The organism is Streptomyces enissocaesilis (genome assembly GCF_039533765.1).
GTDB lineage: Bacteria > Actinomycetota > Actinomycetes > Streptomycetales > Streptomycetaceae > Streptomyces > Streptomyces enissocaesilis.
The window spans coordinates 1-20,206 of sequence record NZ_BAAAUD010000053.1 but is presented as its reverse complement, the minus strand read 5'-3'; the positions used below and the strand labels follow the sequence as shown (position 1 = coordinate 20,206).

Sequence of the window (20,206 nt, the reverse complement as noted above, 5' to 3'; positions counted from 1 at the left end):
GTGACTCGTCATCGCTGTCGTCCGCCGGCCCCGTCAGTCGGTGCCGCGGAAGATGTGACGGTCGGGGATCTCCCCCTCCTCGCCGGCGAGGAGCGCGGGCCGTGGGGCGTGCGGCTCTTCGAGGGGCGTGGTTCCGTTCTCGATGACATCTGCGCCCACCTCTGCCTGCCTCTCATTCGGATCTGCCGGAAGGACCGGAGGGATCACCGGCCGGTTCAGGCCGGACTGCTCACACACTCCAGGGCGGCCGCCGCCCGCCGCTCTGCGGTCCTGCGGCGGACCTCCGGGACCGCCGCGTCGTGGGCCAGGAGGCATTCCTCCAGGAAGGCCAGGGCGCGAAGGTGATACGTACGGGCCGCCCACCCGAGGCTGATGTTGTGCCCGGCGTCCGGCTGGTGGTCGACCAGCACCTTCGGCGCGGCCAGCGGATGCCTGAGCGCGGCGACGGCCTCCTCGTCGAACCGCCACCACTGCTCCTGCTCGGCGAACGTGAAGCGGACCGGCACCCGGACCCGGGCGGCGATGCCGGGATACAGCTCGGGCCACAGCGGCCCCTCCGCCACCTCACTGGCCGGCACCGGCGACAGCAGGGCGCGGCCGAGCCGGAAGGCGTCCGGCGGGTAGAGCCGCAGGGCGCCCCAGTGGCGGCGCCACTCACCGTGCCCTGTCGCGCCGGGCAACTGGTGCGGGTACACGGCGAACCGGTTACCCAGGCCCGATATGTCCAGACCGAGCAGGGTATCGCCGCGTTCGTGTGCGGCGGCGGCCAGGGCGAGCTTGCCGCCGTTGGAGTGGGCGACCATGAAGAAGCCCGCGCCGGTGTCGTGGGTGGCCGCGAAGTCGGCCAGCGCGGCATGCAGGGTCACCGCCTGCTCCCGGAGCGTCTGCCCCTGGGGCAGGTACGGGGCGGACCGGCCGTAGCCGGGGCGGTCCACGGCCAGCACGGTGTATCCGAGCTGCGCACCGAGGGTCAGCAGCGAAAGCCCGGGGCGGGAGCGGCTGTCGAAGTAACCGGCCCGCATCCCGCCGCCGTGCACCGCGACCACCACGGCCCGCGGCGGCCGGGGCCATGACTCGGCGACCAGGCCCGAGACCGGGATGCCGCCCGCGTCGAGCGTGATGCCACGGACTTCCGGAACACCCGAATCCAACAGCTCTGCCATCTGATCAGTACTCCTGAGGGGGGAGGCTTGGCCCGGCGGTCGAAAAGTTCTCTGCCTACGCGGCTCTTCCGTACCCACCGGGGGCGGCGCTCCGCCAACTGCGCGGGGTGCGGTGGCCGGAGGAGCGCTCCAGCCGGCGCCAGCGGGCGACGGCCCGGACTTCGTCCGTCCCGGTGCCGGTGCCGTCCGCCAGGGCGGCCGCCCGGGCGAGCAGGACCGCGGTGAGCGCGGCCAGTTCGTCGGCGTCGGGGGCGCCGTTCTCGATGCGCAGAAACGTCTCAGCAGTCAGGTGGGACATGTCCATGGCCGTCGCCTCCGTCTTCGCGGTCCTGGGCGGGAAAATCGGGAGAGCGGGACGTACGGGCCCGGGGAAGGTGCCGGGGCCCGTACGCCCGGTCGGTGCGATCGCGCGGACGGGCCCCGGGGACCGGGGACCGCCTGGAGCTCACTTCACCTCGAAGATCTTCCAGTGACCGCGCTTGATGAGGCTGCTGCCGTCCTTGGCGTCACTGAAGAAGTCGACCACCACGTAACGGCCCGGCTGGAAGGTGAGTTCGAGCAGCGAGGTCTCCCCGGAGTTCATGGGCAGGCCACCGGTGCCCTGGTCCAGGTCGAGGGGGCCGGGGTAGTCCGGGAACGCGCCGGTGTCGCCGAAGTCGTCGACGTAGGCCCGGACGTCTTCCTCGGTGGTGTCCTCCGCGAGGCGGAAGAAGATGGCTTCGATGTTCTGGCCGGCGGGCATGGCGTTGCGGAAGCGGACCGCGTGGCCCGCCTGCACGGTGCCGTCGAGGTCCCAGTACGGCTGGCCGTCGACCAGCTTGCCCGTGAGGGTGGCGGCGGGAGTCGGCTTCGCGGCGGTGCCGGCGGTGCCGGAGACCGTGAGGACGCTGTGACGCGGGTTCTCGGCCCGGATGTGCTGGTAGTCGAAGAACCAGTACGTGCCCGGTTCCACGGTCCTGGTGAAGGACGCCGGAAGGTTCGGGTGGATGACCGTACCGCCGAGCAGTTCCGCCTTCTGCTGGATCTCGGCGCTGCCCTCGACGATGTCGGGCCCGACCGCGTTGATGATCTTCAGCAGGGAGGAACGGAAATCTGCGAAGGTCACGCCGGGCTTCGGGCGGACCAGTGATATCCAGCCCGACGCGGGGTCCGTGGTGGAGACCCGGAAAGTGACCTGGCCGGGACGCGCGGTGGCCGGCGCGTCCATGCCGTCGACGGAGGACCTGATCTCCAGGACCTGACGGCCCTGCTCCTCGGCGGCGGACTGGGTCACGGCGGACCGGGCCGCGGGCTGGGCCGCGGCGGCGGTGCCCGGGCCCGCCGTCGCGGTCAGGGCCAGCAGCGCACCGGTGGCGGTGGCGGCCCATGTATGACGTGTGCGCTTCCATCTCATGCGAGTGCTCCTACGGGTGGGAAGGACGTTGCCGGGGTAAGGGCAGAAGTGGTCGAGAACGGCGGAACATCGGATTCAGCGGTCGGCCGCGGCGGCGGCCGCCAGTGCGTTCCGGAAGGTCTCCTCGGGCTGCGCACCGGCCACCGAGGCCCCGCCGCCGAAGCGGAACACCGGCACGGAGCGGATACCGAGGGACCGCACCCGGGCCAGTTCGGCCCGCAGCTCCTCGGCCCCGCCGGGGCTGGGCCGGACGCCGGTCTCGGCGGCGAGCCGGTCGAGTGTGGCGCGGTCGCCGATGTTGAGCCCGTCGGTCAGATAGGCCCGGAACAGGCGCTCGGCCATCGGTTCCCCCAGCCCCTGGTCCGCCGCGGCGGCCAGGAGGCGGTGGGCCTCGAAGGTGTTCACGTGCACGGCGCGCGCGAAGTCCAGCTCCAGGCCGTCCTTGGCGCCGACGGCCGCCATGTTCGCGGTGGCCTGGGCGGCCTGTTCCGCGCTGCCGAAGAAACCGAGGTGCACCTCGGACAGCGGCATTCCCTCCGGCGGCGCCTCGGGAGAGACCTGGAAGGGGAGGAACACCACGTCGAGCTCCCCGCCCGCCGCGCGGTGGCGGTCGGCGGCCCGCTCGAAGCGGGTGAATCCGATGTAGGAGTGGACGCAGGTGAGATCGAGGACGATCTCGACCCGCAGGGATGTGTTCTTGGCAGTGGTCACTGCTGACGGCCCTTCGGTTCACAATGGTCCGGAAACCGGGCTCTGCTGCGACGGATCGCCCCGAGGGGAGGTTGTCCCGTCGCCCGGCGCGGTTTCAGGCCGCCGCGATGTCGGCGGCCACGGTGCACAGTACGTATTCGGGCGGCGCCCCTTCGAGACGTGCGATCTCCTCCTGCCCCTCGAAGATCCTCGGGTCGGCCATCCACGCGTGGTACGAGTCCTCGTCGGCCCACATCGCGTAGTTGACGAATGTCCTGCCGTCGGGACTGATGTGCGGCGTGGCGGAGATGAACCCGCGGTGGTGACGCTTCCACGCACCGCTGCGGGCCAGCAGGTCCATCAGGGCGTCGAAGGACTCACGGCCGCGCAGGTGCCGGGTGGCGACGGCCACGTACTCCGGCCGCCCGCCGAGCCGGGGGCCGTCGATGCCGGGGGCCGGAGTCCCCCGGAAAGCCGTCACCGCCCGTACGTCCGGCCTGCCCGACAGCGCCGTCAGCACGTCACCGGTGCGGCTGCCCGCGAGCGCGGTCCAGTGGTCCGCCGCATCGCGCCACTGGCCGCGGTGCACCACCGTCCGCCGGTCCGCGCTCACGTGGACGCGGGAGGAGATGAAACCCGGGCTGTGGCGCGTCCGCGCCGTGGACTCGGCGACGAGGGCGTCGACCAGCTCGCCGGCCGTCTCGGACCGCTCGGCCGTCAGGACGTCGAAGGTGACGAAACCGGCCTCGGGCACGGGGATGTCTGTCATGTCGGAACTCCGTACGTGGTGTCCATGAGGCTGATGCCGCCCGGTCGCCGCCGCTCAGCGGAAGGCATCGGCCCGCTCCGCGGCCCAGGAACGGAAGGTCCGGGCCGGCGTGCCGGTCACCTCTTCCACGACCTTCGAGCCGACCTCCGGCTCCTTGGTGAGCGTCGCGAAGTAGTCGAGCGCCCCGTCCGCGTACGAGGGCGGCCAGCCGCTGTCCACCATCGCCTGCCGAGCGGCGCCGTGTTCGATGTCCTGCCAGGACAGCTCGCGCCCGATCACCTCGCCGATGATGCGTACCTGCTCCGCCTGGGAGAGCTCTTCGGGACCGGAGACCAGGTACTTCTTCCGGGCGTGCCCGTCGCTGGTGAGCGCCTTGGCGCCGACGGCGGCGAGGTCGCTCTCGTCCACGGAGGTGCGGGTGGCCGCGCCGTACGGGTACCGCACCACGTCGCCGGTACGGATCTGGGCGGCGAACCCCATGGCGTTGCAGTGGAATCCGGTGGTCCGCAGGAACGTCCATTCGAGGGTCGTCCGCTCGAGCAGGTGCTCGATGTAGGCGTGGCAGTTGTTGTCCACCGGTTCGAGGCCGATGTGCACGCCGACGGACGAGACGAAGGCGACGCGCCGTGCTTTCGCCTCGATCTTCTTCAGGACCGCGGGCGCGGTGTCGACCGGGAGGGCGAAGAAGGGCCACATGAGGAAGACGCCGTCGACCCCGTCCAGGGCCTCGTCGAGGCTGTCCGGGTCGGCGAGGTCGCCGTAGCAGATCTCGACGCCCTGCGGCAGACGGCCGACGTTCGGGTCGTCCCGGAGGACCAGGGCGCGGACCCTGGCACCGGCGTCGAGCAGGTGGGCCACCGCGTGCGGCCCGACATTTCCGGTGGCCGCGGTGACCAGGACAACAGTGCGTGCAGTCATGATGGCTCCCTCGTGGAAACGGATGTGACATCGGAGTCGCGGCAGTTCAGCCGGCCGGGCGCTGCGCCCACGCCGAGACCATGAGCGTCGTCATGTCCCGCCCCTCCGGACGCCCCAGCAGGCCCATGAAGTCCGCGAGTTCGTCCGCGGTGACCATGCCGCCGTCCACCAGCGCATGACCCTCCTGCCTGAGCCGCAGGCCGATCAGTTCGTCATCGGCGGCGGACTGGCCGGGGCCCGCAGGCGTGAGCCGCACCTGGGGCGACGCCAGTCCGGCCCGGGCCAGTGCGGCGGGCAGGTGCCGCGCCCACCCCATGTCGGCCCCCTGCTCCTGCATGCGCCGCACGTACCCGCCGACCAGGGTGCGCCCCACGGCGGTCGCGGCGTGCTCGGCGGGCAGGTAGTAGAAGTCCTCCACCACCAGCCAGCCGCCGGGGGCCAGCCAACGCGCCGCACGCGCCAGCAGCGCGTCGGGGTCCTCCAGGTGCTCCAGCACGGCCCGCGCGAGGACCAGGTCGTAGGCGCCGTCCTCGAACTCCTCTGATGTGATGTCTGCTTGACGAACCGTCAGATTTGCGGCGCGGCCCGCGTCCAGTCGGCTCGTGTCGATGTCGACAGCGAGTACGCCGCCCTCGGTGACCCGCTCCGCCAGCCAGTAGGACATCGACCCGGCTCCGGCGCCCAGTTCGAGGCACTTCCCGTCACGGCCCACGGGAAGCGACTCGACGACGGCCCGGGTCACCGGATCGTATTTCCTCTCGAACAGCTGCATCTGATCGAGCTGCGAGAATTGATTCCGGGTCAGTGATCCCGTGCTGTACGACTGCGCCGGAGCACCGTCCGCCATATCCCGTGCCTTTCAGGTCCGTTGGCGTTTCTTCGCCTGTGCAACCAGCTTCTTCGGTCACGGAGAGCCGTTCAAGGACTCCCGTATCAGATGTGTCCGCCGCTCTGTCACGCTTGCGTCAAATCCAGCGGGACGCCACGGGTGCCGGTCTGCCCGAGCGGGTTCTCGGCGGGGTCTCCGGCGGGCCGGAAGAATCCGGCGAGCTGCGGGGGAAAGGCTCCGGCCGCTCCGGCGATCCGGCCGAATTCCTCGGCGAGGCGGGTGAGTTCCGCGACGCCCGCCGCGCCGAGGTGCCGGTACGGACCGCGGTCCGCGCGGTCCGTCTCCTCCTCCAGTTCCGTACGGAGCCGGCGTCCCCGCCCGGTCAGTGCCCCGTCGGCGGTCATCAGTCCGCGCTCGCGCAGCCGGTCCTCGGCGGCGGCCCAGTCCTGCCGGGTCCAGCCGCGCTGGGCCATGACCGCGTCGCGCGGCATTCCCGCGTCGCTCGCGCAGTGCGAGACCAGCGCCTCGATTCCGTCCAGGCCCGCCGCGGACAGCGCGGCGACGTGGCTGTCGCCGCGGTGTTCGCGCAGCAAGGTGGCCGCGTACCAGAGCGCCAGGTGCGGCGCTTCGGGTACGGGCTGGTCGGCATGGGCCGCGTAGAGCGGACGTCCGGGCCGGCCGCACCCCTCGACGGCGCGCAGCGCCAGCCGGGCCGCCTCCCGCAGCGGGCGTGCGGTGAGGGTCCCGGCCCCGAGCACCCGGCGCAGGGTGGAGCCGACCGCGCGCAGCCGGGCGGCCAGCACCTCCTCGGGGGTCACCTGTTCCCAGACGGCCGGAAGGTGCCGGGCGACCGTGTCGTACCGGAAGTTGTGGAACACGGCGGTGACCACGCCCGGACCGACCCTCCCCAGCGCCGCGGCCCGGCCGGCCAGGTAGCAGCCCATCGGATCGCCGACGCCCCTGGTGGCCAGTTCCCTGCCGAGGTCGGGACTGAAGTACACCGTGGAGTGAAGGACGTTCAGCGCGTTCTGACACCGCCGGGCGGCTGGTTGCGCGGGCGAGGGGGACATGGCCGGTGCTCCGTTCCGTTGGAGGGGAGGGGTGTGGGGGGGAGGGTCACTGAGGGGGGTTGCCGTGCTTGCGCGAGGGCAGGTCCGCGTGCTTGGCGCGCAGCATGCCGAGCGAGCGGATCAGGACCGCGCGGGTCTGGCGCGGGTCGATGACGTCGTCGATCAGGCCGCGTTCGGCCGCGTAGTAGGGGTGCATCAGCTCGTCCTTGTACTCCGCGATCCGTTGCTCGCGTACGGCCTGCGGGTCGTCGGCCGCGCTGATCTCGCGGCGGAAGACCACGTTGGCCGCGCCCTCCGCGCCCATCACCGCGATCTCGTTGGTGGGCCAGGCCAGTGCCAGGTCGGCGCCTATCGAGCGGGAGTCCATGACGATGTAGGCGCCGCCGTACGCCTTGCGCAGCACCAGCGAGATCCGCGGCACGGTGGCGTTGCAGTAGGCGTACAGCAGCTTGGCGCCGCGCCGGATGATCCCGTTGTGCTCCTGGTCCACGCCCGGGAGGAAGCCGGGTACGTCGACCAGGGTGACCAGCGGGATGTTGAAGGCGTCGCAGAACTGGACGAAGCGGGCACCCTTCTCGGAGGCTTCGATGTCCAGCACGCCCGCCATGGAGGCGGGCTGGTTGGCGACGACGCCGACGACATGGCCGTCGAGGCGGGTGAACGCGCAGACGATGTTGGTCGCCCAGGCCGGGTGCACCTCGAAGTAGTCGCCCTCGTCGGCGATCTCCTCGATGACCTTGCGGATGTCGTACGCCTGCCCCGATTCGGCCGGGACCAGGTCGAGCAGGGCTTCGTTGAGCCGGTCGGCCGGATCGGCGCAGCGCTCGACGGGCGCCAGCTCGCGGTTGTTGGCGGGCAGCAGCGACAGCAGGTAGCGCACGTCCTCGAGGCAGTGCTCCTCGTCGTCGTACGCGAAGTGGGCGACGCCCGAGACGCCGGCGTGGACGTCGGCGCCGCCGAGGCCGTTCTGGCTGATCTCCTCACCGGTGACGGCTTTGACGACGTCGGGTCCGGTGATGAACATCTGTGAGGTCTCACGGACCATGAACACGAAGTCGGTGAGCGCCGGGCTGTAGGCGGCGCCGCCCGCGCAGGGGCCGAGCATCACCGAGATCTGCGGGATGACACCGGAGACGCGGGTGTTGCGCTGGAAGATGCCGCCGTATCCGGCCAGCGCGGTGACGCCCTCCTGGATCCGGGCGCCCGCACCGTCGTTGAGGCTGACCACCGGTGCGCCGGCGGCCTCGGCCAGGTCCATGATCTTGTGGATCTTCTGCGCGTGCGCCTCGCCGAGCGCGCCGCCGAAGACCCGGAAGTCATGGGCGTAGACGAAGACCGTACGGCCGTGCACGGTGCCCCAGCCGGTGATGACGCCGTCGCCGTACGGCTTCTTGTGCTCCAGGCCGAAACCGCTCGCCCGGTGTCTGCGCAGGGCTTCGACCTCGTTGAACGATCCCTTGTCCAGGAGCAGTCCGATGCGCTCGTGGGCGGTCAGCTTTCCCTTGGCGTGCTGGCGTTCGGTGGCGGCCGGATCGGGGCCGCGCCGTGCAGATTCCTTGAGGTCGGTCAGCTTGCCGACCCGGGAGAGGATCGTCTCTTCTGCTCCGGACATGGGGTGTGCACCTTCCGTGGGTAGGGGGTGGCCGCGGTGGCGAGGGCGCCGTCGGTCAGCTCCAGCCGGTGGATCCCGACCGTCCGGGGGGCGGGCCCCCGGACGGCGGCCGCGGCGGCGTGCGTAGGGGGGCAGGCGACGTCGAACACGGCCCAGCCGGGCGGGTGCCCGCCGCGGTCGGCGCCGAGGTAGTCGTGGGCCGGAGAGCGGCTCAGCCCCGTTCCGATGCCTTTGAGGTAGGCCTCCTTGCGGGTCCAGAGCCGGCCGAACGGCTCGCTCCTCTCCCCGCGGGGGATCCGCGCCAGCTCGGCGCGCTCTCGCGGGTGCAGCGCCGGGGCGCAGACCTCGACGGTCTCCTCGCGGGGCAGCCGCTCCACGTCCACGCCGACGGGGACGGCCGCGATGCCGACGAGGGCCAGACCGGCGCTGTGGGAGAGGGAGAAGTGCAGGGGCGGCGCAGTCCGGGCCAGGGCCGGGCGGCCGTGCGCCCCGCCGCAGCCGGGGCAGGGCTCGCAGACGAACCGTACGTCTTGGGGCGCGACGCCCGTGTAGCGGCCCAGCAGCCGGCGCAGCGCGACATGGGCGGTCGCGTAGAGCAGCGCCTGGGCCGGACGGACAAAGGATTCCGCCCGGCGCCGCTCGGTGGCGTCGAGTTCCGAGAAGCCGGGCCCCGTGAAGTCGATTTCCGGGAGGCCGGGCGCTGTCGCTTCGCTCTGCGGGGGGCCGTGCACCAGCCACAGGTCGAGCCGGTCCGGGGAGACGGCGGGGCCCGGTGCGCCGGCGGGTCCGTTCACCGCAGGCCGCGCAGCGCGACGAGGAAGCCGGCCAGGCCGACGGCCGTGAGCAGCCCCAGGGCGGGGCCGTATCCCACGGTGTACAGCGCGGAGGTCAGCCCGACCATGAGCGCGGCGCCCAGTTGCACCGCCGTCTGGTACAGCCCGCTCGCCGCCGCCTGCCGCTGGGCGGCGACCGAGCCGGTGGCCTGGAGGTGGAACGCCGTGAAGGCGAGCACGAACGCGGCGCCGACGAGCAGCATGGTGGGCAGTACGTCGGTGAGGTACCGCACCTCGGCGGGGGCGCCGCGCGGGTAGAGCAGGTAGCCGAGGGGTGCGGCGGCGGCACCGGCCGCGATCAGCCGGGCCGGGCCGAACCGGGCTGCGACGCGGCCCGAGTGCAGCGCGGTGAGCGCGAGCGGGACGCTGGCCGGCAGGAAGGCGAGCCCGGTCTCCAGCGGGCTCCACCCGGCGCGCTGCTGCAGGTGCAGGGTGCTCAGGAGGAGCAGCCCGAGGTACGAGCCGTTGAACGCCGCGGCACCGAGTGCGGAGCGCAGCAGCGGCCCGTGGGAGAGCAGGCCCAGGTTCAGCAGCGGCTCCCGCGCCGTCAGCTCGCCGCGGACGTACACCACGCCGAGCAGCGCCGCGAGGGCGAACGCGCCGGCCGTACGCGGATGCTGCCACCCGGTGCCGGGTACGGAGGTGATCGCGTACACCAGCAGCAGCGTCGCGCCGGTGAGGCTGAGCGCACTCGTGACGCCGTACCGCCCGGTGGTGTCCTTGCGTGGTGCGTCGTGCGGGACCAGCCACAGCCCGGCGGCGAACAGCAGCAGGGCGACCGGGGCCGGGAAGGCGAAGGTCCAGCGCCAGCTCACCTCGGTGAGCAGCCCCGAGAGCAGCAGTCCCGCCGAGAAACCGCTGGCGCCGAAGAGGGAGTAGACCGACACCGCCCTGCCGCGGGCGGGGCCCTCGGGGAACACCGAGGTGATGATGGCGAGCCCGGTGGGCGCGGTCAGCGCGGCGCAGAAGCCCTTCACCAGGCGCGTGGCGATCAGCAGCGGTCCGTTGTCCGCGAGGGCGCCCACCAGCGACGCGGCGGAGAAGACGAGGAGTGCGGCAAGGTAGACGCGGCGGCGTCCGAGCAGCGTCACCAGGCGCCCGCCGAAGAGCAGCAGCCCGCCGAACCCGACGGCGAACCCGCTGACCACCCACTGCAGTTGCGCCACGGGCAGGCCGAGGTCGCCGCCGACGGCGGGCAGCGCCACCAGCGCCACGGACACTTCGAGGGCGTCGATGAGCATGTTGCCCGCGAGCACGAACAGCAGGCCCCACAGGGCCGGGCTCCACTGCCCGCTCGTCGTGTCCGGCACGGCCGGGGGCCGGGGCGTCGTCGGAGGTGTCATGGTCCCGTTCCGCCGTAGTGGCTGGGTGACTGGCAGGGGAAGGGGGTGGCCGGCCGGCGGGGGTCCGCCGGCCGCCTCGGTGTGCCGGTCGCTTCAACCGAGCAGCGTGCCCCCGGTGGCGTCCACGAAGGAGCCGGTGATCCAGCGGGCCTCGTCGGTGGCGAGGAAGGCCACCACATCGGCCACGTCCTCCGGCTCGCCGATCCGGTTGAACGCGGAAAGCTGCGCCATCTGCTCGACCGCCTCGGGGATGCCGAAGACGGGGTTGTCGTTGCGGGTGATGCCGGGCGCCACGCTGTTGATGGTGATGTTGCGCGGTCCGAGGTACTTGGCGAAGTGCAGCGCGAGCTGGTCGACGGCGCCCTTGGTCATCGCATATGCGATCTCGTCCGGGTTCGCGAAACGGGTGAGGCCGGAGGTGATGTTGATGATGCGCCCACCGTCGGGCATGTTCTTCAGGGCCCGCTGGATGAGGAAGAACGGCGCCTTGGCGTTGACCGCGAAGAGCTGGTCGAACTTCTCGGGCGTGGTGTCCTCGGGCTTGACGCCGCCCATGACGCCCGCGTTGTTGACCAGGATGTCGAGGCCGGTCGTTCCGGTGCGCTCCCGCAACCCGCTCTCCAGGCCCAGGAACAGCTCGTGGACGTCGCCGGGAACGCCCAGCTCCGCGCGGACGGTGAAGGCCCGGCCGCCGTCCTTCTCGATCAGGGTGACGACGTCGTCGGCCGCTTCCCGGTTGGCGGTGTAGTGGACGGCGACGAGCGCGCCCTCCTGCGCCAGCCGCAGGGCGGCCGCACGGCCCATGCCGCGGCTCGATCCCGTGACGAGCGCGGTCTTGCCCGTGAGCCTGTTCATGTCTGTTCTCCGATTCTTCTTCGCCGGTGCCGGTGCCGGTGCTGTGACGGGGACGGTGTGCGGTGCTGTGAGGGGGGCCGTGTCCGGGAGCCGCGCGGGCACCGGAGCCCCTTGCGCGGCCGGGACCCCGGTCGCTCGGGGTGGCTGTCCGAACCAGCGGTTCAGGGCCGTCGTCAGGTCCGTGTCGCCGGTGCCGGCCCACACCACATGGCCGTCGGGCCGCACCAGGAGGGCGCCGGTGTCCGGCGCCGCCAGGTCCTCGGACACGGAGGTGGCCGTCACCGTGCGCACCAGGTCCGCCCAGGGGGCGGCGAGGGTGCGCAGTTCCTCGCGGCGGGCGTCGTCGCCCGGCAGGAGGAGCAGCACACCGCGCCCGCTGCGCAGCAGGGAGGTGCTGGTGGTGGTGGACTCGGTGGTCGTGATGTCCGCGTGCGGAAGGCGGCGGCCGAGCAGCGGGTGCCGGCCGGGTCCCACGTCGTAACGGATGTCGAGACCGGAGATCGTTCCGGCCAGGTGTGCGCGTACGTTCTCGCTGCCCGCGGCCAGTTCGGCGAAGACCTGCCGGACCGGCTCGACCTCGGCGGAACCGAGCAGCAGCAGCGCCTGTGCCCTGATGTTGTTCAGGACCCGCTGCCCGACGGCGTGCCGCTCGCCGTGGTAGCTGTCGAGCAGGCCGTCGGGCCCCCGCTGCCGCACCTGGGCGGCCAGCTTCCAGCCGAGGTTGACCGCGTCCTGCAGGCCCAGGTTGAGGGCCTGGCCGCCGATCGGCATCTGCTGGTGCGCCGCGTCACCGGCCAGGAAGAGCCGGTGGTCGCGGTAGCGGCCGGCCTGTCGGGAGGCGTCACCGAAGGAGTTCACCCACAGCGGGGTTCCCGCGCCGATGTCCTCCCCGGTGACGCGCTTCCAGGTGTCGGCGACATCCGCGAAGTCCGGTTGCGCGCCGCGCGGCCGGGCACCGAACTCGTGCACCATCACCCGGGTCACGCCGTCGGGACGCCGGGCGGCGACGGCGAGTCCGCCCTCCAGCCGCTCGAAGCGGCGGTCGGGGACGTCGATGCCGGCCACGTCGGCACGCAGCATGTCACGGGTGGCGTCGGTGCCGGGGAAGTCGAAACCTCCCAGGCGGCGCACGGCGCTGTTCTCGCCGTCGCAGCCGACGACGCACAGGGCCCGGAAGGACGCCGTCGTGCCGTCCGGGAGGCGCGCCTCGGCTTCGGCGTGCTCCCCGGTCACGGTCAGCCCGGTCAGCTCGTGACCGCGCCGGACGTCCGCACCCAGGTCCTGCGCCCACCGGCCCAGCAGCTCCTCGATCCGGGTCTGCAGGACCTTCCACTGGCCCGGGTAACGGCTGGGGAGCGTGAGGTCGAGCGGGATGCCCCCGAAGTGGCCCTTGCGGTCGTTCGGCACGTCGCCGAGCTGCCGCAGCAGGCCCCGGCTGTCGAGGATCTCCATGGTGCGGGCGTGCAAGGTGGACGCCCGCGACTCGGTGGTCGGCGCGGTGAGCTTTTCGAGGACCACCACGTCCGCGCCGGCCAGCCGCAGCTCCCCGGCGAGCATGAGCCCGACCGGGCCCGCGCCGACCACGATCACCTGAGTGCTGGTGCGGTCCTCCCCCATGATCAGACCTTGGCTTCCGCGTAGTCCTTGGCGTGGTTCAAGGTGGCGCGGCTGTTGGTGCTCAGGGCTGTCCGTACGTACTCCCGGGCGTCGGCGACGGTCGCGTCGGCGCCCAGGATCCGGGTGATGTTCGCGGTGTTGAGGGTGACCGTGTGCTGCGAGGACGCGGCGACCCCGGCACCGCTCTCCGCGAACGTCCAGTAACCGGTGTGCAGGGTCATCAGCGCCGGCAGGGTGACCTGCTTGTAGGCGATCTTCTGGTGCGGGAAGGTCACCCGGTAGGACTTGGTGGTGTGCACCGAACCGTCCTTGGCCCGGGTGTCCATCTCCAGCGTCTGCAGGCCCGGGGTGTCCTCGTCGAGCCGGACGGTGGCCACGTGCGGGAGCCGCTCGGGCCACAGGTGGGCCTCGTTGACGAAGTCGTAGACGTCCTTGGCCGAGCCCGCGACATGGACCGTGTCCTCGAAGGAGAAGGTCAGCTCCTCGGCCGCGTGGGCCAGCTCGACGTTCGTCTTGAGCGCGGCCAGCTCGGAGCGGGAGTTGCGGTCGACGGCCTCGTCGATCCACCGCAGGCTCTGCGGGTCGTCGTCGACGGCCCGGTAGTCGTGCAGCAGCCGGACCCGGGCGGTGGACCCGGAGAGCGGCTCGATGACCCAGGTGCCGCCCATCGAGGCGACCGGGGGCGCGGAGACCTCCTGGCGGAAGGTGATCCGTAGCTGTTCCGGATCGAGGGTGCGATGCGACGTCCAGTTCTTGGCCTCGCCGTTGGCGGTGGCCCAGATGCGGATGCGCTCGGTGCGCCCGCTCTTCTCGACGTGGTCGACGTGGATGGTCGGCGGGAAGATCCTCGGCCAGTTCTGCACCTCGGCGATCAACCGGTAGACGGCGGTGGCCGGGGCCGAGACCGTGATCTCGTGCTCCACCTCGCGCGGGCCGGGCTGCGGCATGGTCGTACTCCTCGGGTTCGGGTTCGTTTCTCGGGGCCGGCTCAGAAGTTGCCGAGTCCACCGCAGACGTTGAGGGCCTGGGAGGTGATGGAGGCGGCGGTGTCGGAGGCCAGGTAGCCGACGAGGCCGGCCACCTCCTCGGGGGTGGAGTAGCGGCCCAGCGGGATCTTCGCCTGGAACTTCTCGAGGATCGCCTCCTCGGTGGCGTCGTACGCGGCCGCGTAGCCCTGCCGGACGCGCTGGGCCATCGGCGTCTCGACGTAGCCGGGGCAGACCGCGTTGACGGTGATGCCGGTGGGGGCCAGCTCGTTGCCGAGCGCCTTGGTGAAGCCGACGACGCCGTGCTTGGAGGCCGAGTACGGGGCGCCGAGGACGACGCCCTGCTTGCCGGCGGTGGAGGCGATGTTGATGATCCGGCCGCGGTTCTTGTGGCGCAGCCCACCGGTGGTGAGCACCTCGCGGGTCAGCCGGAACACGCTGTTGAGGTTGGTCTCGATGACGTCGTTCCACAGCTCGTCGTCGATGTCGGCGGTGATCCCCCCGCCGCTGCGACCGGCGTTGTTGACCAGTACGTCCACGGTGCCGAAGCGCTCGACGGCGGCCTGCACGAAGGCGCGGGCGTCGGCGGACGAGCGGACGTCGAGGGTGGTGCCGTCGACCTGGAGGCCTTCGTCCTGGAGCTGCTTGATGGTGGCGGCGACGTTCTCGGCGTTGCGCGCGCCGATGAACACCCGGTGCCCCCGGCCGGCCAGGAGGCGGGCGACGGCGAGCCCGATTCCGCTGGTCGCGCCGGTGACGAGGGCTACGGGCTGGTCCTGTTGCGTCATGTCTCTTCTCCGGTGGGTGCTCGTGTCCAGGAGCGGCCGCCGCGGGCTGTACGGCGGCCGCGAGCGGGCTGTCAGGCGGTGACGGCGTCCTTGAGGCAGGTGTTGACCGCCGCGACCAGGGCGCGCGGGGTGCGGTGGTCGGTGAAGATGTCGTCGTCCAGGGAGATGCCGTACTCGCGCTCGATCCGGCCGCCGGTCTCCAGCAGGGCCAGCGACTCGTAGCCCAGCGCCTCGAAGTCGGTGTCGAGGATGTCGCCGTCGAGGTCGATGTTCTCGTCGGCTCCGGCGCTCTCCAGCAGGATCTGCTTGAGGGCCTCTATGGTGAATTCCTGCTCTGCCATGGGATTCCTTCGTCGGTCGTACGCAGCCGGGTGCGCGGCTGCGGAGGAGGTGGGGGTGGGGTGCCCGCCGTCCCCGCCCCCGGGGGGACGCGGACGGCGGTGGGCCGGGCCGTGGGGTCAGTCGGTGGCCCGGACGACCAGGGCGGAGTTGAAGCCGCCGTAGCCGCGGGCGAGGATCAGCGCGGTGCGCACCGGGGCGGTCCGGGGCTGTCCGGTCACCAGGTCGATGGCGTATTCGGGCGACAGCTCCACATTGGTGGTGGGCGGGATCAGGCCCTCGCGGATGGCCAGCACGGCGGAGACCACGTCCACCGGAGCGGCGCCGGAGTAGAGCCGGCCGGTCATCGTCTTGGGCGCGGTGACCGGCACCCCGGAAGGGCCGAAGACGGCGCTGATGGCGTCGGCCTCCTCGCGGTCCAGCCGCGGGGTGCCCGCGGCGTCGGCGAACACCACGTCGACCTGGTCCGCCTCGACGCCGGCGTCCGCGAGCGCCACTTCGATGGCGCGGCGCAGTCCGGGCTCACGGCCGGTTCCCGGTTTCGGGTCGAAGGTCGACCCGTATCCGGCGATCTCGCCGTAGAGGTTCTGCGCGCCGCGCTCGCGGGCCGCATGCTCGTCCTCCAGGGTGATCAGCGCGCCGCCCTCGCCGGGCACGTAGCCGTCGGCGGCCGCGTCGAAGGGCAGGTAGGCCCGGTCGGGGTCGCTGCTGGTGGACAGCCGGCCGCCGGCGATCTGCGCGACCCAGCCCCAGGTGCAGACCGGCGCGTCGAATCCGCCGGAAAAGATCAGCTTGCTGCCCTTGCGGATCTGCCGGCGGGCCTGGGCGATCGCGTCGAGGCCGCCCGCGTGGTCGCTGACGACCACACCGCTGGGACCCCGCATGCCGTTGCGGATGGAGATCTGGCCGCTGTTGACCGCGTAGAACCAGGCGAAGGACTGGTAGGCGCTGACGTACTCGCTGCCCTGGCTCCACAGTTTCTTGAGCTCGTTCTGGCCGAACTCGAAGCCGCCCGCCGTGGAGGCGGTGACGACACCCATGTCGAACTCGGGGATGTCGCCGGGCTGTATGCCCGCGTCCTTGAAGGCGCAGTCCGCGGCGACCAGGGCGAGCCGGGTCATCCGGTCCGTCTGCGGGATCAGCCTGCTGGGCAGGAGCTCCTCGGCGACGAAGTCGCGTATCTCACCGGCCAGTTGCGACGGGTAGGGGGTCGGGTCGAAGCGGGTGACGCGGCCGATGGCGTTCTTGCCGACCCGGGTCGCGGACCAGAAGGCGTCGACGCCGAGCCCGTTGGGGGTGGCGACGCCGATGCCGGTGATCACTGTCCTGGCGCTCATGCGGCGCTCCTCTCGGGACGGGCCAGCACCATCGCGCTCTGGAACCCGCCGAATCCGCTGCCGACCGTGAGCACCGTGTCGGTGCGCTGCTCGCGTGCGGTGAGCGGCACGTAGTCCAGGTCGCACTCCGGGTCGGGGGTGTGCAGGTTGGCGGTGGGCGGCACCACCTGGTTCTCCATCGCGAGCACGGAGGCGGCGATCTCGATCGATCCGATCGCGCCCAGCGAATGGCCCACCATCGACTTGATGGAACTGACCGGCGTGCGGTAGGCGTGCTCGCCGAGGCTGAGCTTGAAGGCCGCGGTCTCGTGGCGGTCGTTCTGCTTGGTGCCCGAGCCGTGCGCGTTGATGTAGTCGACGGACTCGGGGTTCATCCGCGCCTCGCCCAGCGCCACCGTGATGGCCTCGGCCATCTCCCGGCCGTCGGGGCGCAGCCCGGTCATGTGGAAGGCGTTGCAGCGGGAGGCGTACCCGGCTATCTCGGCGTAGATGTGCGCACCGCGCTTGCGCGCGCTGTGCAGCTCCTCCAGGACGAACACGGCGGAGCCCTCACCGAGCACGAAGCCGTTGCGGGTGCCGTCGAAGGGCCGCGAGGCGTGCTCGGGGTCGTCGTTGCGCGGGGTGGTCGCCTTGATGGCGTCGAAGCACGCCATCGTGATCGGGGAGATCGGGGCGTCCGTCGCGCCGGTGATCATGACGTCGGCGGTGCCCTCGCGGATCAGCTCGGCGGCGTGGCCGACCGAGTCGATGCCGGAGGTGCAGCCGGTGGAGACCACGGTGGCCGGCCCCTCGGCGCCTACCGCCCAGGCCACTTCGGCCGAGATCGAGCTGGGTACGAAGTAGTTGTACAGGTGCTGCGGGGCGTAGGTGTGGTCGACCAGGTCGAGCCGGCCGTCGTCGCTCACCACGCGGTACTCGTCGTCGAGCCCGGTGGTCGCGCCGACCGCGCTGCCGATGGTCACACCGGTGCGGTGGGGGTCGAACCCGGCGAGGTCGAGGCCGCTGTCGGCGAGCGCCTCGCGGGCGGTGACCACGCCGAACTGGGCGGCGCGGTCCATGCGACGGATCTCCTGCGGGGACAGCCCGTGCAGTCGCGGGTCGAAGTCCACCTCGGCCGCGATCCGGGAACGGAACGAGGAGGGGTCGAAGAAGGTGATCGCCCGGGTCGCGGTGCGGCCTTCGCTCAGCAGACTCCAGAAGTTCTTGGCACCGATACCGCCCGGTGCCAGCACTCCGACCCCTGTGATCACTACCCGGCGTCCCATCAGTGGTCGCCTCCCCTCGTGTCGGCGTGCTGCGGGCTCATGCGGAAGCCGTCCAGTCGTAGAAGCGGGTGGCCATCGCATCGGCCGGGGACCGCCAGGTCGCCGGGTCGTAAGCTCCGATGAACGGCTTGAGGTCCTGGCTGATCTGCACGAATCTCGGGTCCGTCTTGGCGTCCTCGATCAGTTCTCCGCCGTTGTCCGCGTCGAAGTCCTGCAGGTGGAAGTACAGGCCCTTGTAGGCGAACAGCTGGCGGCGCCGGGTGCCCATGCGGTGCGGCATCTCGCTCCGGTCGAACTCCGCGAAGAGCTTGCCGACTTCGGCGCTCGACTCGAGGTCCATCCGGGCCACGATCAGGGTGCTGTGCATCTGTTCTCTCTTCCGTGGGTCGTCGAGGAGGTACGAGGGGGCCGGGCGGGGTTCAGACCGGGCGAGGCGCTCCGAACCAGGTCTCCAGAGCCGTCGGCAGGTCGTGGTGGCTGCCCGGTGCGGCCCAGGCGACATAGCCGTCGGGACGGACCAGCACGGCCGAGGTCCCCCGGAGGCCACTGGCGCGGCTGACCGCGTGCGGCCCGGCAGTGACGATGTCCACCCGGTCGGTCCAGCCCGCGGCCCTGCGCCGCAGGCGCGGGTTGTCCTCGAGGTCGAGCAGCACGCCGCGGGCGGAGTGCAGGAGTTCGGTACTGCTGGTCTTCCGGACGTCACCGACCAGTTCCAGGTGCGGCATCCGCCTGCCGAGCAGCGGGTGGGTGCCGGCGCCGACGTCGTAGGTGATCTCCAGGCCGCTCACCATGGCGGCCAGGTGCTGGGCGACCTCTTCGTAGGCGAGGAGTTCGGTGAGCACGTCGCGCAGCGGCTGCACCTCCGGGCCGCTGAGGAAGAGCAGCCCCTGGGCCTGGGTGTTCATCAGCAGCCGCTTGCCGACCGCGTGGCGCTCGCTGTGATACGTGTCGAGAAGGCCCTGCGGTGCCCAGCCCTTCACGACGGCGGCGAGCTTCCAGCCCAGGTTGACCGCGTCCTGGATGCTGGTGTTCATGCCCTGTCCACCGGCCGGGAGGTGGATGTGCGCGGAGTCGCCGGCCAGGATGACGCGCCCCCGGCGGTACTCGGTGACCTGGCGGGTGGCGTTGCCGAAGGAGCTGACCCATACCGGCTCGGCGTGCGAGATGTCGTCGCCGGTCAGCCGCTTCCACGCGTCGGCGACTTCCTCGAAGGACGGCGGGACCTCCCTGCGCTGCGGCGGGGTGCCGCGCTCGCAGACGATGATGCGGGTGGTGTCGCCGGGCAGCGGGCCGGCCATGACCATGCCGCCGGGCAGCGTCTCGCCGATCATGCGGGGCTGGATGTCGACGCCCTTGATGTCGGCGAGGAACATCTCCATCGTGGCGGCGGTGCCGGGGAAGTCGAACCCGGCCGCCTTGCGCACCGCGCTGCGCCCGCCGTCGCAGCCCACCAGGTAGGCGGCGCGCAGCTGGTGGGTGCCCGCGGGGCCGCGGACCTCGACCTCGACGGCGTCGCCCCCGTCCGTCAGGGAAAGGACCTCGTGGCCTCGCCGGATGTCGGCCCCCAGACTGGTGGCCCACTCCTCGAGATGTGTCTCGGTGACGGACTGCGGTACGGTCTTGGCCGCCTGCAGGGCGCCTTCCAGGACACCGAAGTCGATGGGCAGGCCGCCGAAGTGCCCCTGGTTGCTGGTCTCGATCTCGCCGAACCGGGAGAGTATCCCCCGCTGGTCGAAGACCTCCATGGTGCGTGCGGTGAATCCCAGCCCCCGCGATTCTCCGGTGCGCTCCGTGAGCCGCTCCAGGACGACGACATCGACTCCCGCGAGCCGCAGTTCACCGGCGAGCATCATCCCGGCGGGACCCGCGCCCACGACAATCACTGCAGCGTCCATATACCTCTCCTCGACCATCTCAGGGGTTCCTTCAAAGGGTTGGAGCATCGGCGGCCCAATGGCCCGCACATGCCGGATCACATGCAGCTCACGACGGAGCAACAGAAGCTATTGATGAGCCTGTTCGCCCGGCAAAAGAATTTCAAGACGCACCTCTTCATGCCTGCGTGATATTTCCTCATGCAACTGCACACGGGAAAGAAGCAGGTGAGGGAAGTGTCAGAGGAATGCAAACCCGCTGTTCCGGCCGCCGGGGCGGCCATACGCACTGCGGCATCCGAGAAAGACTTGAGATAAATATCAGGAGTCCGCGGAAAGAAAATCTCCCGGCCGCCCGCAAAAGTTTCTGGAATCGACGCCGACACCCCTCGACCGCGTGGCGCGGCCGAGGGGTGTCCGGGCCGGGTGTCAGTCCTTGATCTCGCAGATGACGGCGCCGGAGGTCAGGGAGGCGCCGATCTCGACGGCCAGGCCCTTGACGGTGCCGGAGCGGTGGGCGTTGAG

General features: G+C 71.5%; 21 protein-coding genes. All 21 read right to left on the bottom strand.

Annotated features, from left to right (window positions below; translation table 11 throughout):
* Window positions 1-33: 33 nt before the first annotated feature.
* A complete protein-coding gene (locus ABD374_RS27340) occupies window positions 34-159 on the bottom strand; it encodes a hypothetical protein (protein WP_344498508.1) in 126 nt (41 codons plus the stop codon).
* A 56-nt stretch (window positions 160-215) separates the two neighbouring features.
* Complete coding sequence (locus tag ABD374_RS27335) at window positions 216-1,163, bottom strand: alpha/beta fold hydrolase (RefSeq protein WP_344498506.1); 948 nt, start codon at window positions 1,161-1,163, stop codon at window positions 216-218.
* A 55-nt stretch (window positions 1,164-1,218) separates the two neighbouring features.
* The gene (locus ABD374_RS27330) at window positions 1,219-1,461 is read right to left on the bottom strand and encodes an acyl-CoA carboxylase epsilon subunit (protein ID WP_344498845.1); all 243 of its coding nucleotides are present in this window, start codon (window positions 1,459-1,461) and stop codon (window positions 1,219-1,221) included.
* Between the two features lie 147 nt (window positions 1,462-1,608).
* Window positions 1,609-2,556 carry a hypothetical protein gene (locus tag ABD374_RS27325; protein ID WP_344498504.1) on the bottom strand — a complete coding sequence of 316 codons (948 nt, stop codon included), beginning with the start codon at window positions 2,554-2,556 and terminating at the stop codon, window positions 1,609-1,611.
* A gap of 75 nt (window positions 2,557-2,631) precedes the next feature.
* The gene (locus ABD374_RS27320) at window positions 2,632-3,267 is read right to left on the bottom strand and encodes a DsbA family oxidoreductase (protein WP_344498502.1); all 636 of its coding nucleotides are present in this window, start codon (window positions 3,265-3,267) and stop codon (window positions 2,632-2,634) included.
* Between the two features lie 94 nt (window positions 3,268-3,361).
* Window positions 3,362-4,015: a hypothetical protein gene (locus tag ABD374_RS27315; RefSeq protein WP_344498500.1), complete on the bottom strand. Its 654-nt coding sequence runs from the start codon at window positions 4,013-4,015 to the stop codon at window positions 3,362-3,364.
* Between the two features lie 54 nt (window positions 4,016-4,069).
* Window positions 4,070-4,933: an NAD(P)H-binding protein gene (locus ABD374_RS27310; RefSeq protein WP_344498498.1), complete on the bottom strand. Its 864-nt coding sequence runs from the start codon at window positions 4,931-4,933 to the stop codon at window positions 4,070-4,072.
* Window positions 4,934-4,979: 46 nt separating this feature from the next.
* On the bottom strand, window positions 4,980-5,705 hold the full coding sequence (locus ABD374_RS27305; protein ID WP_344498496.1) for a class I SAM-dependent methyltransferase: 726 nt from the start codon (window positions 5,703-5,705) through the stop codon (window positions 4,980-4,982).
* A 182-nt stretch (window positions 5,706-5,887) separates the two neighbouring features.
* Window positions 5,888-6,832 (bottom strand): SCO6745 family protein, encoded by a 945-nt coding sequence (locus tag ABD374_RS27300; protein ID WP_344498494.1) that lies wholly within the window; start codon window positions 6,830-6,832, stop codon window positions 5,888-5,890.
* 46 nt (window positions 6,833-6,878) lie between these two features.
* Window positions 6,879-8,444, bottom strand: coding sequence for an acyl-CoA carboxylase subunit beta (locus tag ABD374_RS27295; RefSeq protein ID WP_344498492.1), 1,566 nt, complete (start codon window positions 8,442-8,444; stop codon window positions 6,879-6,881).
* Entirely contained in the window at window positions 8,399-9,238 is an 840-nt protein-coding gene (locus tag ABD374_RS27290; RefSeq protein WP_344498490.1) for a 4'-phosphopantetheinyl transferase family protein, read from the bottom strand. Before ABD374_RS27290 ends, ABD374_RS27295 begins: the two co-directional genes overlap by 46 nt.
* Window positions 9,235-10,620 carry an MFS transporter gene (locus tag ABD374_RS27285; RefSeq protein WP_344498488.1) on the bottom strand — a complete coding sequence of 462 codons (1,386 nt, stop codon included), beginning with the start codon at window positions 10,618-10,620 and terminating at the stop codon, window positions 9,235-9,237. Before ABD374_RS27285 ends, ABD374_RS27290 begins: the two co-directional genes overlap by 4 nt.
* A 93-nt stretch (window positions 10,621-10,713) precedes the next feature.
* A complete protein-coding gene (locus ABD374_RS27280; protein WP_344498486.1) occupies window positions 10,714-13,092 on the bottom strand; it encodes an SDR family oxidoreductase in 2,379 nt (792 codons plus the stop codon).
* A gap of 2 nt (window positions 13,093-13,094) precedes the next feature.
* Window positions 13,095-14,039: an aromatase/cyclase gene (locus tag ABD374_RS27275; protein ID WP_344498484.1), complete on the bottom strand. Its 945-nt coding sequence runs from the start codon at window positions 14,037-14,039 to the stop codon at window positions 13,095-13,097.
* A 41-nt stretch (window positions 14,040-14,080) separates the two neighbouring features.
* On the bottom strand, window positions 14,081-14,866 hold the full coding sequence (fabG, locus tag ABD374_RS27270) for a 3-oxoacyl-ACP reductase FabG (protein ID WP_344498482.1): 786 nt from the start codon (window positions 14,864-14,866) through the stop codon (window positions 14,081-14,083).
* A gap of 71 nt (window positions 14,867-14,937) precedes the next feature.
* Window positions 14,938-15,207, bottom strand: a complete 270-nt coding sequence (locus ABD374_RS27265) for an acyl carrier protein (RefSeq protein ID WP_344498480.1) — start codon at window positions 15,205-15,207, stop codon at window positions 14,938-14,940.
* Window positions 15,208-15,324: 117 nt separating this feature from the next.
* Complete coding sequence (locus ABD374_RS27260) at window positions 15,325-16,542, bottom strand: ketosynthase chain-length factor (protein WP_344498478.1); 1,218 nt, start codon at window positions 16,540-16,542, stop codon at window positions 15,325-15,327.
* The gene (locus tag ABD374_RS27255; RefSeq protein WP_344498843.1) at window positions 16,539-17,810 is read right to left on the bottom strand and encodes a beta-ketoacyl-[acyl-carrier-protein] synthase family protein; all 1,272 of its coding nucleotides are present in this window, start codon (window positions 17,808-17,810) and stop codon (window positions 16,539-16,541) included. The genes ABD374_RS27260 and ABD374_RS27255 overlap by 4 nt, the downstream gene beginning before the upstream one ends.
* Window positions 17,811-17,844: 34 nt before the next feature.
* The gene (locus tag ABD374_RS27250) at window positions 17,845-18,174 is read right to left on the bottom strand and encodes a TcmI family type II polyketide cyclase (protein WP_344498476.1); all 330 of its coding nucleotides are present in this window, start codon (window positions 18,172-18,174) and stop codon (window positions 17,845-17,847) included.
* 52 nt (window positions 18,175-18,226) lie between these two features.
* Window positions 18,227-19,702: an FAD-dependent monooxygenase gene (locus tag ABD374_RS27245; RefSeq protein WP_344498474.1), complete on the bottom strand. Its 1,476-nt coding sequence runs from the start codon at window positions 19,700-19,702 to the stop codon at window positions 18,227-18,229.
* Between the two features lie 408 nt (window positions 19,703-20,110).
* Window positions 20,111-20,206, bottom strand: a 96-nt coding sequence (locus tag ABD374_RS34915; protein ID WP_486388638.1) for a biotin/lipoyl attachment domain-containing protein, incomplete at its 5' end; no start/stop codon positions are given.

What these genes read in the sequence shown, in the direction of transcription:
- ABD374_RS27335 (WP_344498506.1), bottom strand. Translation starts at nt 1,163, where the DNA reads ATGGCAGAGCTGTTGGATTCGGGTGTTCCGGAAGTCCGTGGCATCACG.
- ABD374_RS27330 (WP_344498845.1), bottom strand. Translation starts at nt 1,461, where the DNA reads ATGTCCCACCTGACTGCTGAGACGTTTCTGCGCATCGAGAACGGCGCC.
- ABD374_RS27325 (WP_344498504.1), bottom strand. Translation starts at nt 2,556, where the DNA reads ATGAGATGGAAGCGCACACGTCATACATGGGCCGCCACCGCCACCGGT.
- ABD374_RS27315 (WP_344498500.1), bottom strand. Translation starts at nt 4,015, where the DNA reads ATGACAGACATCCCCGTGCCCGAGGCCGGTTTCGTCACCTTCGACGTC.
- ABD374_RS27310 (WP_344498498.1), bottom strand. Translation starts at nt 4,933, where the DNA reads ATGACTGCACGCACTGTTGTCCTGGTCACCGCGGCCACCGGAAATGTC.
- ABD374_RS27305 (WP_344498496.1), bottom strand. Translation starts at nt 5,705, where the DNA reads ATGCAGCTGTTCGAGAGGAAATACGATCCGGTGACCCGGGCCGTCGTC.
- ABD374_RS27300 (WP_344498494.1), bottom strand. Translation starts at nt 6,832, where the DNA reads ATGTCCCCCTCGCCCGCGCAACCAGCCGCCCGGCGGTGTCAGAACGCG.
- ABD374_RS27295 (WP_344498492.1), bottom strand. Translation starts at nt 8,444, where the DNA reads ATGTCCGGAGCAGAAGAGACGATCCTCTCCCGGGTCGGCAAGCTGACC.
- ABD374_RS27285 (WP_344498488.1), bottom strand. Translation starts at nt 10,620, where the DNA reads ATGACACCTCCGACGACGCCCCGGCCCCCGGCCGTGCCGGACACGACG.
- ABD374_RS27280 (WP_344498486.1), bottom strand. Translation starts at nt 13,092, where the DNA reads ATGGGGGAGGACCGCACCAGCACTCAGGTGATCGTGGTCGGCGCGGGC.
- ABD374_RS27275 (WP_344498484.1), bottom strand. Translation starts at nt 14,039, where the DNA reads ATGCCGCAGCCCGGCCCGCGCGAGGTGGAGCACGAGATCACGGTCTCG.
- fabG (WP_344498482.1), bottom strand. Translation starts at nt 14,866, where the DNA reads ATGACGCAACAGGACCAGCCCGTAGCCCTCGTCACCGGCGCGACCAGC.
- ABD374_RS27265 (WP_344498480.1), bottom strand. Translation starts at nt 15,207, where the DNA reads ATGGCAGAGCAGGAATTCACCATAGAGGCCCTCAAGCAGATCCTGCTG.
- ABD374_RS27260 (WP_344498478.1), bottom strand. Translation starts at nt 16,542, where the DNA reads ATGAGCGCCAGGACAGTGATCACCGGCATCGGCGTCGCCACCCCCAAC.
- ABD374_RS27250 (WP_344498476.1), bottom strand. Translation starts at nt 18,174, where the DNA reads ATGCACAGCACCCTGATCGTGGCCCGGATGGACCTCGAGTCGAGCGCC.
- ABD374_RS27245 (WP_344498474.1), bottom strand. Translation starts at nt 19,702, where the DNA reads ATGGACGCTGCAGTGATTGTCGTGGGCGCGGGTCCCGCCGGGATGATG.